The following is a 15,003-nucleotide window of genomic DNA, read 5'->3' as shown; positions in this document are numbered from 1 at the left end:
CGGCCAGACTTCACCCCCGGCGCCAAAGTGGAACTGCAGGACCACGACAGCCAGACCCTGAACCGCGAATGGCTGCTGACCGCCATCACCCACACCGGCAAACAGCCCCAGGCTCTGGAAGAAGAGGGCGGTAGCGAACCCACCAGCTACCACAACACCTTCAGTGCCGTTCCGGCCGACAAAACCTGGCGCCCCCTGTGCAACCACAAACCCATGATGGACGGCCCCCAGATGGCCCTCGTCACCGGGCCCGAGGGTGAAGAAATTCACTGCGACCAGTATGGCCGGGTGAAAGTAAGATTTCCGTGGGATCGCTATTCGAAGAACGACGAACACAGCAGCGCCTGGCTGCGCGTGGCCCAGGGCTGGGCCGGCGGCCAATACGGCTTTATGGCCTTGCCCAGAATCGGCCACGAAGTCATCGTGTCTTTCCTCGACGGCGACCCGGACCAGCCCATCATCACCGGAAGAACCTACCACGCCACCAACACACCGCCGTACGCGCTGCCGGAACACAAAACCCGGACCACCCTGAAGACCAAAACCCACAAGGGTGAGGGCAGCAACGAACTGCGGTTTGAAGACGAAGCCGGCGAAGAACAGATCTACGTGCACGCCCAGAAAGACCTGGACCTGCTGACGGAAAACAACCGCACCGAAGTCATCAGGAACGACAGCCACCTGACGGTGGAAAACAACCGCGTCAGCCACACCAAAGGCAACCGCCACCACACCACAGATGGCGAACATCGCGAGAGTATCGGCGCCGACTACAGCTTCACCGTAAACGGCAGCCACCACAGCAAACAGGGCAAAAACCAGCTGGTGGAAGCCGGCACCGAAATCCACCACAAGGCCGGTATGAAGATTGTGATTGAAGCCGGGGCGGAGGTAACGCTGAAGGCCGGTGGCAGCTTTGTGAAGGTGGACCCGAGTGGGGTGACCATTTCCGGGCCGCTGGTGCGGATGAATTCCGGGGGTGGGCCTGGGAGTGGTAGTGGGGTTGGGGTGAAAGCGCCGTTGTTGCCGGATAATGTGGTGCCGGATTCTCCTCCCACGCAGACCGTTTCAGAACTTGCCGAGACGGATACAAGACAGGGCGGTGTCTCGCAGGTTCTTAAGTCTGACCAGTTGCGGCCGGTTGAGGCAGATTTGAAACAGGCTGCAAGTTTCAGGAATGCAGCGCAGAAGGAGGAGACTTTTTCGGAGGTTTGCTCTGTGAGATCGGATATGGGGAGTCCTTCATGACGTTTAAGGCTGCGAACGTTCATGAAAGCCTGTCGCCTTCAAACAAAAAAATGTTCATGTTGTTTGATGGAGCGATCGGGGGTGGTCTGCGAAGTTTGTATGAAGAGGGCCTGGATGTATGCCCTTTAATGGTACTTAAAGACGGCGTTTTTGATGGCGTATCAGCCTTGGGGCCCATGATTGCCGATATGGGGGAGAGTGCCGCACTTAAAGAGTTGTGGGCAAAGAACCACCCCATAGTCGCGAGGGCTTCGGTCTTGCATACGTCTTATGATGAGTCAGCCTTATTGGATTTTATGCGATCTCGGGTTCAGGTAGTGATGCCGGAGGGTCGCGCTGTCTGGCTAAGGATTGGTGATGCCAAAGTGGTGTCAAGGCTGGCTGGAGTTGATGCTCGGTTGCCAGCGCATTTTTGGTCTGGTATTCGCCGCCTCTTTTTCCGTTCAAGTGATGGATCTATCACTCAGTACAGCCCATCACGGTCCACGATGAGTAACGAGCAGGAGGATGGAGAATTTCTGTCTTCTCTGGTGGCTCCATGTTTCCACTTTGGTATGGATTTATTGGCCGCTCTCGATTCTTCCGCGGATAACAAACACAGGGAAGTGTTATGACTTACTGCGCAACCTGCCCGCTAATGACGGCTTTTTTACCCCTTCGATACGCCATTGCTCCTCTGCGCTATGAAGGGGAGTTATTAGCTGGATTGGAATTGCCGGATGTGCCAGACCTGTTTCCTAATATTGATCGTTATACTGATCTTCAGGATAGGAATCTTGAGCTTGTTCCTCGATTTCTGAGAGACGGCTGGCTGTATGTCTGGAGTGAGTTTGAAGGCCGGTTGATTGAGTATTCGGTCAGCGGTTCCCGGATTCAGGAGACGGCGAGAGGAGGAGACGTTGTTGATCGTCGCAGCAATGTTTACTTGTCTTTGCCCTCTGGTGAACCTGCTGATATCGCCTGGAGTGAGAATCAGTGGTCTGATGCTCATTTCGACATGATCGTGAGTGAGCAGGATCAGCGCAGCAAGTTTATGCGCAGAATTGTGCCAGGAAGTTCACCGAACACTCAGCTGCTTGATGAGCAGACCTTTTATGCCCTGCCGGAAGTGACTTCCATTGAGGACTTTGACTGGTCGGGACTGACTCCTACTATTCCACACTGGCCCAGATTGGAACGGTCTACCCGGCGATTTGATCAGCGTGTGATGGGGATTGTGGACGATCCCTGGGGGGTTACGGAAGATCTGGCTGCTTTGGTTCGTCTGACTCACGATAATCAGGAGCGGTTAAGGGCCAGATTCGGTGGGGAATGGAGTTTGGCAAAGACGATCAAGGATCTTTACGAGACGGATCGCCAGCTTGAAGCGAAACTTCCGGAGCTTGTTGAGCTGCCGAAGTTACAGAGAGTGTGGCGGGAATCGGATGAGTCTCAGTCACATTTTGAAGATGTTGTTGCCGGGCTCCTTGATTCCTGGGTCCTCTGGATGGATACCCTTGAATGCGCGAACGGCCCGGAAACCCTCGCAAGTTCGTGCGAAAGCCTGGATCTTGCTAAAGAAGATCATCACACCATTCTGCAGGAAAAATTCGGGCTTATTCTGCTTGGTCCCTCCTATTTCAGCAAAGGGGCCGGGGCGATCGGCCGCCTCGCCGCAGTTCAGGGGGAGGGTACTCGCTGGTTCTGGAATGCATTGCTTGGGATACGAGAGCGAGTATCTCTCGGCGACGTCGAGAAGCTGGTATCGATTGGCGATATGGCCAATGATTCTGTTGAAGACCTCTCTAAAGCTGCCACCGCTGTCGTTGCCGCCATAAATTCCAAGGTTTCGGGCTTGGTAGGGCGCGCTCCGGTTCCCTCTGGCACGCCAACACAATTGCTTTTCAACGCGGTCTCGCCTGCGGCCGCAGTTGAGTTGAGAGGATTCCCAAATCGAATCTCACTTTTAGGTCGTGGGTTTCTGGTGTCTGGGTTGGCCCGAACAGGGCAGTCCTTGGTGGTGGACAGTGTAAGTACTGTTCAATCGAATCAGTGGCTGAGTGAGGCTGCAAAAAATAGTGGCAATGCAACGGCGACTCTCAGTCCTCCTGACGTAGAAGCACGGAAAGTGCCCGTTATTCGTATCACATCAGCAAATGCTGGCCAATATTTTAAAGGCAACCCATACAGCCTCAAGGATGCTTTAGAAAAGGCTCCGTTGCGCTCAGTTCTGGTTGCTCTGACCGGATTGAACATGATGTCTGCAAGCTCAGAATTTGTTACTAATTCGAATAGAGACGTCGAAGGTTTAGCAAAGGCTACTGGGAGCTTCACAGCTTTCACCGCTGCAGCCTTATCCTTAGAGCACAAGATTTCCGAGCTTAATTGGAAAAAAGGACTCTCAAGGTCACCTAACCCAGCAGCGTATAGCCATGGAGTAGGTGCAGTTGCAGCTGCGTTCACCGCTGTCACTGCGGCTTTCGATATAATTGCATTTGGCATGCAAGCGATCGAGTCGTACCGTTCTGGTGATTTCGATACGTCTGCTCTTGAGGTTGGCTTGATGGGTGTGTCGTCGGGGCAACTGGCACTCAGTGTGAGAGCCTTTAGAGCATATCGTGAGGCGAGAGCTGCCGCACTAGGGTTGCAAGTTGCTTCTTCAGTCCGGGGATTGTCGAGGCTGGGTGGCTTCTATACGGCGTTGTCTTTAGGCCTAACTGCATCCTTGATTGGAGGCTTGGTCGCCCGTCATTACGCGCAGAATACACCGCTTGAGCGCTGGCTCGCTAATACTAGATTTGGTGTAAAGCCGGCCGAGTGGTCAGGAAACTATCGAGATGAAATGGAGCGGTTGTACACGATTATTTTTCCCATCAAGTTGAGGCTGGAAAGGGTTCCAAGGTTAAATCCGCATACGGGAATCCATATGCAGGATTGCTGGTTGATTCTTGAGCTTGCAGGCCAAAGAGCTTTGAATCCTGAAACTATTTATTTTTCTGGCGATGAGTTGAGGAGCGGTGTTGGTTACCGGTCTTTGGCATGGGTTGAACGGCAATTACGAGCTGTTCTGGATACAGAGGAAAGAGAGCGCATCCTTCAGCCAAAGAGAACCCCTGTGACTTGGTCTGGTTCTGATTTCAGTCTGCATGTGGGTACAAGAGTTCATAACGCCGCAGCTACGGCCACATACAGAAGAGTTTATCACGATGATGACCAAATCTTTGGGTTGCAGGGCGAGTTGATCTATCGACCACAACCTGGTTTGGAAATGCCTCCGGTAAAGGTTGATATCTGGTGATTGAAAACGCGAAAAAGTTGTTTGACGCTGTAACTAATAAATTAGGGAGTTCCTCAAATGCTCTTCCGCTGAGTGGTGGATTGGGTACTGGCTATGCTCCATCCCAGCCCGGTCTCGTAGAGTCACAAGATGAGGTGTCTTTGGCTTTGAGAACTGGCAGCACTGATAGCAGGGGTATTCTTACAGGTGTAGGTTTTTTTGTGGGTGTAGTTGGAATACTGCTTGTTTTGCTGCCTAACCTATTTGGAACACCTTATAGTTCGAATTTGGACTGGTGGGTTTTCTTTCTCTCAGTTTTAGTCATTATTGTTCCTGCAATATGGGAGATTAGCCGTCGGCCCATGCTACCTGTAGTTTTTAATCGGCGTACGCAGGAGATTTACTACGATCAAAAAGGAGAACTCTACTACTCAGAATGGAATGATATAGAGGCAGTCGCGTATGAATATACGATAGTCAATCAGTACTCAGGGGCCATTATTCATGGAAATTTGGAAATTGTTCTTCGGAAGTTCGGTGACCCCGACGATCGGATACTGCTGAATCTATCAGGCGTTCCAGCCGGCAAGCGCTTACCAACCTTATTGGGTTTCTGGGAATATTTGAGAAGCTATATGACAGTTGGCCCGTGGTTTGACGAGACCGGCAATAAGACAGAATTTAAAAATTCGTTTATAGAAAAAAGCTTGAAATCCGGCGAGATTTCCTTTCTTGACTTGGTTCTCGATTCAAGGAGAACTTTGGGGAGAGAATACAGAGAGGGGGAGGGTGTTTCTGGGGCGGCTTTTCTTTCTTGGGTGACCTCTTACATGCTGTTCCTGCCTGCATTCGGCATGGAAATTGTACAGAAGATTGACAGAAAGAAGGCTCGTAAACACTGGCCTGAAATCGTTCAAGAACGCCTGGACCCCAACGGCCCCACAACCCGCCTGATCGATATCGAAGAAGCCTACATGGCGCAAAAACAGAAGGAGCTAGACGAGCTTCACGAACGGATGCGTAAAACCCTCCCCAGGTAGTTTTTCGTCAACAGAGCCAATCGTTCGCGGCCTCGTTAACCAGCCTCGGTCCATCAACTAACCTCCCAGCGCCAGAAAAATGCTCAGAAAAAACTACATTGATTGGCCGCTCCTGTGGTCAGCAATGAAAACTGACCTCGGCACTATGCTAACGATGCTGTGCGCAGGAATAATTACCACCGCTGTCGGTGGTGGCATTTTCTATGTTGATTTTGGCAGCTGGGGGGCCATGATTGCGGGAGGTTTCTTCGCATTGATGGGCGCTGGGTTGGTTCTGCTTGCTATCGTCATGACCTACTCGGGTACCAGCTACCTCTACGGCCAGGCCTTGCTACGGAAGCACGGTGTAGAGGTGGACGGCGTACTGACCAAAAAAGAGGCGGATTGTCAGTTTTATCAGGAATACGACCATCGAAATGAGCCACAGGGGGAAGGGTATTGTCAGTGTAACCTTCTGATTGAGTTTAATTTTCAGTTTGATGGCCAAAATCACAGTGGGGCCTTTTATCTGAGTAAGCTGGCAACGTTCGACAAGTTGCGGGAGGGTGACCCGGTGCCCCTTAAGGTTCTCAGGTTTGATCCCTCCGTTCACAAGGTACGAGAGAGGCGTCTGGCAAATATGTTGAAGGGGCGTGAGCCCCAAATGCCTTCTCTCGTTCCCGAAGGAGCTGAAATCGGTCAACTGGTATAAGGAAAGAGAACCCTCCGTTGCGGGCTCAATAAATCATCGAAGCCCGCTGATGGCATAGTCCTCAATGGTTATATAAAATCCCGGCCAACACCTCTTATGGAAGAACCCAAAAGCAAGGATTGAACCATTGAAAACCCTGAACATTCTAAAATACCTCTTCGCCCTCATCGGTGCCGGTCTTCTTGTCGGTGCGTTCATGAGTTACAACAGCACGGCATCGTTCATCGAGCGTTCAACGGAGGCCTGGGGAACGGTGGTTGACCTTGAGCGTTCTCGTTCGAGCGATTCCACTACGTACTATCCGGTGGTGGTCTTTGAAGATGTCATGGGGCAACAGATTGAATTCCGCTCCCGGTCTGGCTCAAATCCTCCAGCGTTCAGTCGCGGTGAAACCGTCTCTGTTTTTTATGAGCCTTCTGAGCCGGAGAGTGCAAGGATTAACAGTTTCTTCTCGCTTTGGGGGCTCAGTGTCGTTCTGGGCGGGTTGGGGCTGGTATTTGGCGCCATCGGTGGCGGTATGGTGCTGTTTGGTCTGCTGAAGGGGCGCTCCAAGGCCTATCTGAAAGACCACGGTACGGAGGTGTTGGCGACGTTTTCATCGGTTGAGCGAAACACTGCTCTTACGGTTAACGGCCGGAACCCATTTCGCATCATCTGCCAGTGGCAGCACCCGCAAACCGGAGAGCTTCACGTGTTCCGCAGCGAGAACCTCTGGTTTGATCCCAGCCAGCATATCCATCAGGAAACAGTGCCGGTGCTGGTGGACGAAGCTAATCTCAAGCGGTATTGGGTCGATACATCATTCCTGCCCAAAATGGCCAGCTAGGGGCGGGAGAAACGTTCTGTAATCGTTTGATAATGCGGGGGCTTCCGGGAAACGCTACACTGAGTGGCTAATCAGCACAGTGTCCTGAAACCGGGCGGCCCTGCGTCACGTTGGGCTTGCCTGTCCAAACAAGGTATGGCGTGCCCATGGATGATCAGACAACAGAACGCACCGAACAGGAGGTCGCCAGGCCGACTTCCTCAATCGCGGATCTCTCCACTCCCATCTACGGGTTGTTCATACTTGGCATTCTCTACACGCTGTATCTTGCCCATCAAATTGTTCTGCCCATCATTCTTGCCGTTTTGACCAGTCTTTTACTGGCGCCTTTGGTGAAGCGGGCGTATCTGCGCTGGCGTTGTCCCAGGGTGGTCAGTTCGCTGGTTCTGGTCTTGGTGGTTCTGGCCGGCATACTGGGATTGGGGGCTGCCGTTGCCACGCCTGCTCTGGAGTGGGCTCAGAAGGCACCAGAGGGGCTTTCTCGGCTGTTGGTTGGCGATAGCGAAATCATGCGCCAGATTGATAAAGTCAGCCGGTCTGCTGAGCAGGTTGAAAAGTCGGTGGAGGAGCTCTCGGAAAACAAAGGAACCAAGCCAACCACGGTGGTTCTGCAAACCGACTCCTGGCGTAGTCAGTTGATGGCCAAGGCTCGGAATGGCATTGCCGGTTTGGCGCTGGCACTGGCGTTAACCTACTTCCTTCTGGTCAGCGGAGACCGCCTGATTCGCAATTTCGTGAAACAGCTGCCCAGAACTCAGAGAAAAACCGTGCTGAGAATCACCCACGATTCCCAGCACCAGATTGCGCAGTATCTGGCGGTGCTCGGGCTGTCCAACACCTCGGTTGGTGTTCTGACCGGCTTGATCTGTTGGGGAATCGGGCTGCCAGACCCCGCCGTGTGGGGGCTGATTGCCGGGCTGGCCCGTTTTATTCCCTATCTTGGCAACATGCTGACCATTGCTCTGCTGGCAATTGTGTCGGCTATTTCGCTGGACACTCTGTGGATGATGGCGTTGGCTCCGGTCAGTTTTATCGTGCTGACCACCATTGTCGGCTTTTTTCTGGAGCCGTGGATTCATGGCTTTCGGATGGCGATTAATCCCGTGGTTATTTTTATTTCCATCTTTTTCTGGGGCTGGCTCTGGGGGCCTGTCGGCGTGCTGCTGGCTGTCCCGCTGATGACGGTTATCCAGGTTGTGCTCAAGCAGATCCCACGGCTTCAGCCGGTGTACCGGGTGATTGCCCGGTGACCACCCTACAGCCGGTATGAGCCTCTCACCCTGACACCCGCGATTATCTTTCCTATCCTGTCTGAAGGCTGAATGCACCTGGGCAGGAGGGGCTGTTACTGATGATTCCGACATCCATGAAAGCTATGGTTCTGGTGGGCCATGGTGATGTTGATCAGCTCAAATACCAGGACATGCCGGTTCCAACACCCGGAAAGGGGCAGGTTCTCGTGCAGGTGACCGCCACCGCCAAGAACAATACCGACCGAAAAGCCCGAGAAGGCCTGTATCCGACCCGGAAAGGGGAGGTAGCGTCGTTCCGGATGGGTGGAAAGCCCACGCTCACCTTTCCCAGAATTCAGGGGGCGGACATTGTCGGGCGTGTGGTGGCCGTTGGTGAGGGCGTTAGTGAACAGCGCATCGGAGAGCGTGGCCTGCTGGATTTCAACCTCTACGCCAACGACCGCGCTGACATTAACCTGACCCCGGACTATTACGGTCATGGTGCGGATGGTGGCTATGCCGAATACGTCGCCGTGCCTTCCGATCAATTTCATCATGTTCCCAACCCTGGCCTGGCCGATGCAGAACTGGCAGCCATGGGCATGTGCTCCTATCAGACTGCTTATCACATGCTGACGACCGCGAATGTACAGGCCGGTGAACGGGTTCTGGTCACAGGAGCCAGTGGCGGCGTGGGTACTGCGCTGATCCAGTTGTGCCGGATCATCGGCGCAGTGCCGTATGCCCTGAGCCAGAAGGACAAGGTTGCCCCGTTGCTGAATCTGGGGGCTGAGGCGGTGTTCGACAGAGCCGATATGGATTCGTTTGTTGAGCGGGTAAGAGCGGAAACCGGTGGGCGGCCGCTGGATGCGGTGATGGATCTTGTCGGAGGAACGATGACTGACCGTTTCATCGACGCGATGATTTTCGACATGAACGTTCGCAGTACCTACCCCCGGTTGAGCATTGCGGGTGCCAGTGGCGGTAACCTCAGCGAAATCCTGTGGACCCGAATTTACCTTTATCAGGTTCAGATCTTTGGTGTTTCCCATGGCACCCGGGAAGAGGCTGGCCAGCTCATCCGCTGGATTCGGAGTGGCGAGCTGAAACCGGTCCTGCACGGGGCTTTCCGGCTGTCGGACCTGAGACGGGCCGAAACCTATTTCGTCAACCGTGGCAGTGGCTATCTGGGCAAGATTGTGATTGTTCCGGACGCCCAATGGCAGGAGCACGGTCAGCCCTATGCGGTGGAGGCGGGCCAATGAAACCGGAGATGACCCTTCAACTGATGGACACCCATGCCGGTGGTGATGTCAGCCGTATTGTAACCGGGGGTGTCGGGCCACTTCCCGGCAGCACGGTGAGAGCTCAGATGGAATACCTGAGAGACAACGCTGATGGCCTTCGGACCTTGCTACTGAAGGAGCCCTACGGCATTCCGGAAATGTCTGTGGATCTGCTGGTTCCGGCAACGGACCCCCGGGCGGTGGCCGGGTACATCATCATGGAAGTGATGGGGTACCCGATTTATTCCGGTTCCAACACCATATGCACTGCCACGGCGGTATTGGAGGCTGGCCTTGTGCCGAAGCTGGAGGGCCAGCAGCACTTCATGCTGGAGTCGCCAGCGGGCCTGGTGAGTATTGAAGCCATGGTGCATGACGGTGTGGTGGACGCGATTACCTGCGAGGGGCTGCCGAGCTACATCCAGACGCACAGGGCCAGCCTCAGGGTGCCGGGTATTGGCGAGGTTGAATACAGTGTGGCTTACAGTGGCGGATTTTATGCCCTGGTGGATGCCAAAGCGCTGGGGTTTGACCTGACACTGAGCGAAGAGCGGGCCCTGGCCCGGACCGCGCATGCGATTGTCGAGGCGATTCAGGGCGAGCGGTGCTTTTCCCACTATGCACTAGGCGATGTCGGGCCGTTGCCATTTCTGCATTTTATGGGCCCCGTAGAGCCGGTGGCCGATGGCTGTTTCCGGTCCCGGTCTGCAACCTACGTGCATCCCGGTGTGATCTGCCGAAGCACAACCGGCACCGGTACTTCCGCACGCCTGGCGCTGATGAACCTCGAAGGACGCATGAAGCCGGGCGACAGTCTGGAGACGATCTCTCTGCGACAAACCCGCTTTATCGGAGAGCTGACGTCGGTGGCAATGGAGGGCAATTATCCGGTTGTCAGGAACCGTATCACTGGCAAGAGCTATGTGATTGCCCGCTCCGATATCCTGGTGAACTGCGACGACCCGATGGTGACCTGTGGCGGATTGAGTCGCATTCTTTCCCGCCGCTGACAGGCCATTCAATGGCCGCCCTTCACATCACCGACTAATATGGTTGTAGTCCTCAATAAGTCGCTTTGCGTCGTACCCGGGCGGGCGGTGCTCCATGCCTCCTGTCGCAGCTACTGGGAAGGGTGTCTATGCAGTCTCTTGAAGTGCGTATCTGGAAAAGAATCGGTGTTTTGTTACTGGCCGGGGTGATGGGGGTGGGGTGTTCGGAGCCTGCAGAGCCGCCGCCTCCGGCCCCTGTCGCGGTTTCAGTTGTCGAACTGGAGGCATCGGAGGTGCGGCCATCCAGAGAGTTTGTGGCTCGCACATCGGCGTCAGCCCGGGCGGATATCACTGCCCGCATTGAAGCGGAAATTCAGGAAGTTTTGTTCCGGGAAGGGGCCCGGGTTCAGCGCGGTCAGGTGCTGGTTTTGCTTGAGGATACCCGGGCGAGCGCAGACCTCCAGCAATCGGAAGCTGAGCTGACGGCGGCTCGGGCTGAACTGGATTCGGCGCAACGAAACCTTCGGCGCGGTGAAGATGTTGCCGATAAGGGGTTTCTCTCGGCTTCAGACCTCGACAAGCTGAAAGATCGCTTCAGTGCGGCACAAAGCCGGCTTCAAGCGGCCGAAGCGGCGCTTCAGAAAGCCCGGACGAATCTGGACTATGCCGAGCTGAGGGCGCCTTTCGATGGCTGGATCGGGCGTTTGAACTTCGATGTCGGCGCGGTTGTCGGGCCGGGCTCGGGGCCGATTACCTCGGTGTTGGTGACCGACCCGATGTACGTGGAATTCCAGGTCAATGAAGCCGACTTTATCGCGTTCCGGCGAGCTGGTGCGGAATCTGCCGATGCGGTTGCCCGAACGCTGGATCTTACGTTGACGCTGTCTGACGGGGCTCGTTATGAACAATCGGGCACTCTGGATTTCGCCGACGTCCAGACAGATGCCAGTACCGGGACCGTGGCCATCCGGGCGGTGTTTCCCAATCCGGGGGCTGTGCTGGTTCCCGGGCTGTATGTCACGCTGAAGGTAGCCGGCCATGCGGGGGATCAGCGCGTTCTGGTGCCGCAGGTAGCGATACAGGAAACCCTGGAGGGCAAGTTTGTTCTGCTGGTTGATGGCCAGAATCAGGTGGTTCAGCGATTCATCAAAACAGGGGCGCGGGAAGGGGCTCTGCTGGTGGTGGAGTCTGGCCTGGAGGTGGGCGACCGGGTGGTGGTGGAAGGCCTGCAGAAAGTCCGGGCGGGTGTGGCGGTCAATCCGGTTCGAAAACACATTGATCCGGAGACCGGGGCACTGAGCCAGCTGGACGAGGCACTCCAATGATCAGCCGTGTGTTCATACACCGCCCGAAGTTTGCGTTTGTTATCTCTATTCTCATCACGCTGGCCGGGGTGCTGGCGCTGAGGATGCTACCGGTCAATATGTACCCGGATATGGCGCCGCCGCAGGTCCAGGTAACGGCGTCGCTGCCCGGCGCCAGCGCACAGGTGGTGGAAGAGGCCGTGGTCCGGCCGGTGGAACAACAACTCAATGGTGTGGAGGGCATGATTTACCTCGAGTCCTCTGCGTCGAGTGACGGCACGGCGAAGATCACCATCACCTTTGAAAGCGGAACTGACACCGACATTGCTCAGGTCAACGTGCAGAATCGGGTGGCGCTTGCGGAACCGTTTCTACCGGATGAAGTACGTCGTCAGGGTGTTGTGGTCCGGAAGCAGTCGGGCAACATGCTGATGGGGATTAACCTCACCTCCAGCCGGCCCGAACTCGATGGCGTGTTCCTCAGCAACTACGCCTCCAATAACCTGGTTGAAGCCCTTGGGCGGGTCGCCGGTGTAGGCTCGGCGGAAGTGATGGGGGCAAAAGACTACAGCATGCGGGTCTGGCTTGACCCGCGCCACATGGCGGCGCTGGATGTCACCGTGACGGAGGTGGCGGCCGCGCTGCGGGAGCAGAATCAGATTGTGGCGGCCGGCAAACTCGGGCAATCCCCGGTCCCGGCCGGGCAGCAGTTTGTTTACAGCATCCAGACTCGCGAACGATTGTCCGACCCGGACGAGTTCGGCCAGACCATCCTGCGCTCCCGGCCGGATGGGGGCTTTGTCCGTCTGAAAGATGTCGGGCGAATCGAACTGGGCTCCCGTTCTTATACGTCAACGGCCAGGCTGAACAACCGTGACACGGCGTTTCTGGTGATTTATCAGCTGCCGGATGCCAATGCGCTTGACGTCGCTGGCAGGGTGAGGCGCCTGGTGGAGGAGGCCTCGGCGAGTTTCCCGGAAGGGGTGGAATACAGCGTTCTATACGACACCACAGAGTTCATCAGCCGGTCCATCAGCGAAGTGGTGGTCACCCTGTTTCAGGCTGTTGGCCTGGTCATTCTGGTGGTGTTTCTGTTTTTGCAGAACTGGCGGGCTACCCTCATTCCCAGTATTGCCATCCCTGTTTCACTGATTGGTACATTTGCGGTAATGGCGGTACTGGGGTACGACATCAACACCATCACGCTGTTTGGTCTGGTACTGGCGATTGGGATCGTGGTCGACGATGCCATTGTGGTCATCGAAAACGTTGAGCGTATCCTCACCGAAGAATCCCTCCCGATTCGGGAAGCGGTCACCAAGGCGATGGAGGAAGTCACGGGGCCGGTGATTGCCACCACCCTCGTACTGCTGGCGGTGTTTGTGCCCGTGGCTTTCATGCCGGGGATTACGGGCAAACTGTACCAGCAGTTCTCAGTCACCATTTCGGTGGCGGTAATCATCTCATCCATCAATGCCCTCACGCTCAGCCCCGCACTGTGTGTCTCGCTTCTGGGGCGAGGCGGTAACCAGTCCATTCGCTGGCTGAGACCGTTCGAGCAGTTGATTACACGAAGTACCAACGGATACTCCCGAACCGTGGCGCAGCTGCTCCGAAAGGGCGCGCTGGTCGGGGCCGTGGTGCTGGTGGTGCTGGTGGGCAGTGCCGGGCTGTTCAAGGCGGTACCCACCGCATTTGTGCCTCCGGAAGACCAGGGCTTCCTGTTTGTAGATGTCCAGTTGCCCGATGCCGCCTCGCTGGAGCGGACAGATACCGTGCTCGAGAAAGTCACGGAGATGGTGCTCGAAGATCCGTCTGTGACGGACTTTATATCCGTGTCCGGTTTCTCGTTGTTGGGTGGTGCCGCTCCGAACAACGGGCTCGGCATTGTGATGCTGAAAGACTGGGAAGAACGGGGAAGCCCGGAGCTGGGGTTGGGGGCCGTGATTCCCCGGCTGTATGGCAAGCTTTGGACGGTGTCGGAAGCTCAGGTCATGGTGTTTAATCCACCCCCGATTCCGGGGTTGGGCACCTCGGCGGGGTTCGATTACCGCTTGCTGGATAATCAGGGCAGGGAGGTTTCCGAGCTGGCCCAGGTGATGAACGGGCTGATTTTTGAAGCGAACCAGACCCCGTCGCTGTCCCGGGTCTACAGCACGTATCGGGCGAACATTCCTCAATACCTGCTGGAAGTGGACCGCAATAAAGCCAAGGCTCTTGGGATTCAGTTGTCGGATATTTTTTCGACGTTGCAGACGCAGCTGGGGTCCCTCTACGTGAACGACTTTACCCGCTTCGGAAAGAACTACCGGGTGTTGTTGCAGGCCGAAGGTGAGTTTCGGCGGCGGCCGGAGGACCTGACCCATTATTTTGTCCGAAACGGAGACGGGGCAATGGTCCCACTGACCACGCTCGCATCGCTGGAACCGGTGCTGGGGCCGTCCAGCATTCAGCACTTCAACCTCAAGCGATCGGTCACCATTTCCGGTGAGGCGGCGGCGGGGTTTGCCAGTGGTGACGCCATTAGCGCCATGGAGGCGTTGTCTGAGCGCTTGCCTCAGGGGTATGAGTTCAGTTGGTCTGGCCAAAGCCTGCAAGAAATTCAGGCGGGTAACCTGGCGGTTGTGATTTTTGTTCTGGCGCTGATCTTCGTGTACCTGTTTCTGGTGGCTCAGTACGAAAGCTGGAGTCTGCCGGTGGCGGTTCTGGGGGCAGTTCCTCTGGCGCTGGGTGGTGCTATGGCCGGTTTGTGGCTGGTTGGGCTGGCCAATAATATCTACGCCCAGGTGGGACTGGTTCTGCTGATAGGGTTGTCGACCAAAACCGCCATTCTGATTGTGGAATTTGCGATGCAGCTGCGTCAGGGAGGGATGGCTACTGAAGAAGCTGCCCAGAAGGCCGCCGTTTTGCGTTTCCGGGCGGTCCTGATGACGGCACTGTCGTTTGTGCTTGGCGTGCTGCCGCTGGTGTTTGCCAGCGGTGCGGGTGCGGCCAGCCGGGTCAGCCTGGGGATTACCGTGCTCAGCGGTATGGTGGCCGCGACCATTCTGGGAACCCTGCTGGTGCCGGTCTTCTATAAGTGGGTTCAGTCGGTGCGCGACCGCCGCCAGGTGTCGGGCGTTCCCTGAAAC

At 55.8% G+C, this 15,003-nt stretch carries 11 protein-coding genes; all 11 read left to right on the top strand.

Annotated features, from left to right (window positions below; translation table 11 throughout):
* On the top strand, positions 1-1,248 hold a 1,248-nt coding region (locus K325_RS17940; RefSeq protein ID WP_036192783.1), incomplete at its 5' end, for a type VI secretion system Vgr family protein.
* Complete coding sequence (locus tag K325_RS0100375; RefSeq protein ID WP_029652277.1) at positions 1,245-1,862, top strand: DUF4123 domain-containing protein; 618 nt, start codon at positions 1,245-1,247, stop codon at positions 1,860-1,862. The genes K325_RS17940 and K325_RS0100375, both read left to right, overlap by 4 nt.
* A complete protein-coding gene (locus K325_RS0100370; protein ID WP_029652276.1) occupies positions 1,859-4,525 on the top strand; it encodes a toxin VasX in 2,667 nt (888 codons plus the stop codon). The genes K325_RS0100375 and K325_RS0100370 overlap by 4 nt, the downstream gene beginning before the upstream one ends.
* On the top strand, positions 4,522-5,544 hold the full coding sequence (locus K325_RS0100365; protein WP_029652275.1) for a hypothetical protein: 1,023 nt from the start codon (positions 4,522-4,524) through the stop codon (positions 5,542-5,544). Before K325_RS0100370 ends, K325_RS0100365 begins: the two co-directional genes overlap by 4 nt.
* 124 nt (positions 5,545-5,668) lie before the next feature.
* Positions 5,669-6,235 carry a DUF3592 domain-containing protein gene (locus tag K325_RS0100360; RefSeq protein WP_228128360.1) on the top strand — a complete coding sequence of 189 codons (567 nt, stop codon included), beginning with the start codon at positions 5,669-5,671 and terminating at the stop codon, positions 6,233-6,235.
* Between the two features lie 127 nt (positions 6,236-6,362).
* Entirely contained in the window at positions 6,363-7,061 is a 699-nt protein-coding gene (locus K325_RS0100355) for a DUF3592 domain-containing protein (protein WP_029652273.1), read from the top strand.
* Between the two features lie 146 nt (positions 7,062-7,207).
* The gene (locus K325_RS0100350) at positions 7,208-8,311 is read left to right on the top strand and encodes an AI-2E family transporter (protein WP_029652272.1); all 1,104 of its coding nucleotides are present in this window, start codon (positions 7,208-7,210) and stop codon (positions 8,309-8,311) included.
* 101 nt (positions 8,312-8,412) lie between these two features.
* Entirely contained in the window at positions 8,413-9,558 is a 1,146-nt protein-coding gene (locus K325_RS0100345) for an alcohol dehydrogenase catalytic domain-containing protein (RefSeq protein ID WP_029652271.1), read from the top strand.
* Complete coding sequence (locus tag K325_RS0100340; protein WP_029652270.1) at positions 9,555-10,589, top strand: proline racemase family protein; 1,035 nt, start codon at positions 9,555-9,557, stop codon at positions 10,587-10,589. The genes K325_RS0100345 and K325_RS0100340 overlap by 4 nt, the downstream gene beginning before the upstream one ends.
* Positions 10,590-10,717: 128 nt before the next feature.
* Positions 10,718-11,893, top strand: coding sequence for an efflux RND transporter periplasmic adaptor subunit (locus K325_RS0100335; RefSeq protein ID WP_029652269.1), 1,176 nt, complete (start codon positions 10,718-10,720; stop codon positions 11,891-11,893).
* On the top strand, positions 11,890-15,000 hold the full coding sequence (locus K325_RS0100330) for an efflux RND transporter permease subunit (protein WP_029652268.1): 3,111 nt from the start codon (positions 11,890-11,892) through the stop codon (positions 14,998-15,000). Before K325_RS0100335 ends, K325_RS0100330 begins: the two co-directional genes overlap by 4 nt.
* Positions 15,001-15,003: the final 3 nt, after the last annotated feature.

Source organism: Marinobacter daepoensis DSM 16072 (assembly GCF_000421165.1).
In the GTDB taxonomy this organism is placed as follows: domain Bacteria; phylum Pseudomonadota; class Gammaproteobacteria; order Pseudomonadales; family Oleiphilaceae; genus Marinobacter; species Marinobacter daepoensis.
Note: the sequence above shows the minus strand (reverse complement) of the source record. Positions and strands in the feature narration are given on the sequence as shown.

Coding starts and splice junctions, on each gene's coding strand:
- K325_RS0100375 (WP_029652277.1), top strand. CDS start 1,245: ATGACGTTTAAGGCTGCGAACGTTCATGAAAGCCTGTCGCCTTCAAAC.
- K325_RS0100370 (WP_029652276.1), top strand. CDS start 1,859: ATGACTTACTGCGCAACCTGCCCGCTAATGACGGCTTTTTTACCCCTT.
- K325_RS0100360 (WP_228128360.1), top strand. CDS start 5,669: ATGAAAACTGACCTCGGCACTATGCTAACGATGCTGTGCGCAGGAATA.
- K325_RS0100350 (WP_029652272.1), top strand. CDS start 7,208: ATGGATGATCAGACAACAGAACGCACCGAACAGGAGGTCGCCAGGCCG.
- K325_RS0100345 (WP_029652271.1), top strand. CDS start 8,413: ATGATTCCGACATCCATGAAAGCTATGGTTCTGGTGGGCCATGGTGAT.
- K325_RS0100340 (WP_029652270.1), top strand. CDS start 9,555: ATGAAACCGGAGATGACCCTTCAACTGATGGACACCCATGCCGGTGGT.
- K325_RS0100335 (WP_029652269.1), top strand. CDS start 10,718: ATGCAGTCTCTTGAAGTGCGTATCTGGAAAAGAATCGGTGTTTTGTTA.
- K325_RS0100330 (WP_029652268.1), top strand. CDS start 11,890: ATGATCAGCCGTGTGTTCATACACCGCCCGAAGTTTGCGTTTGTTATC.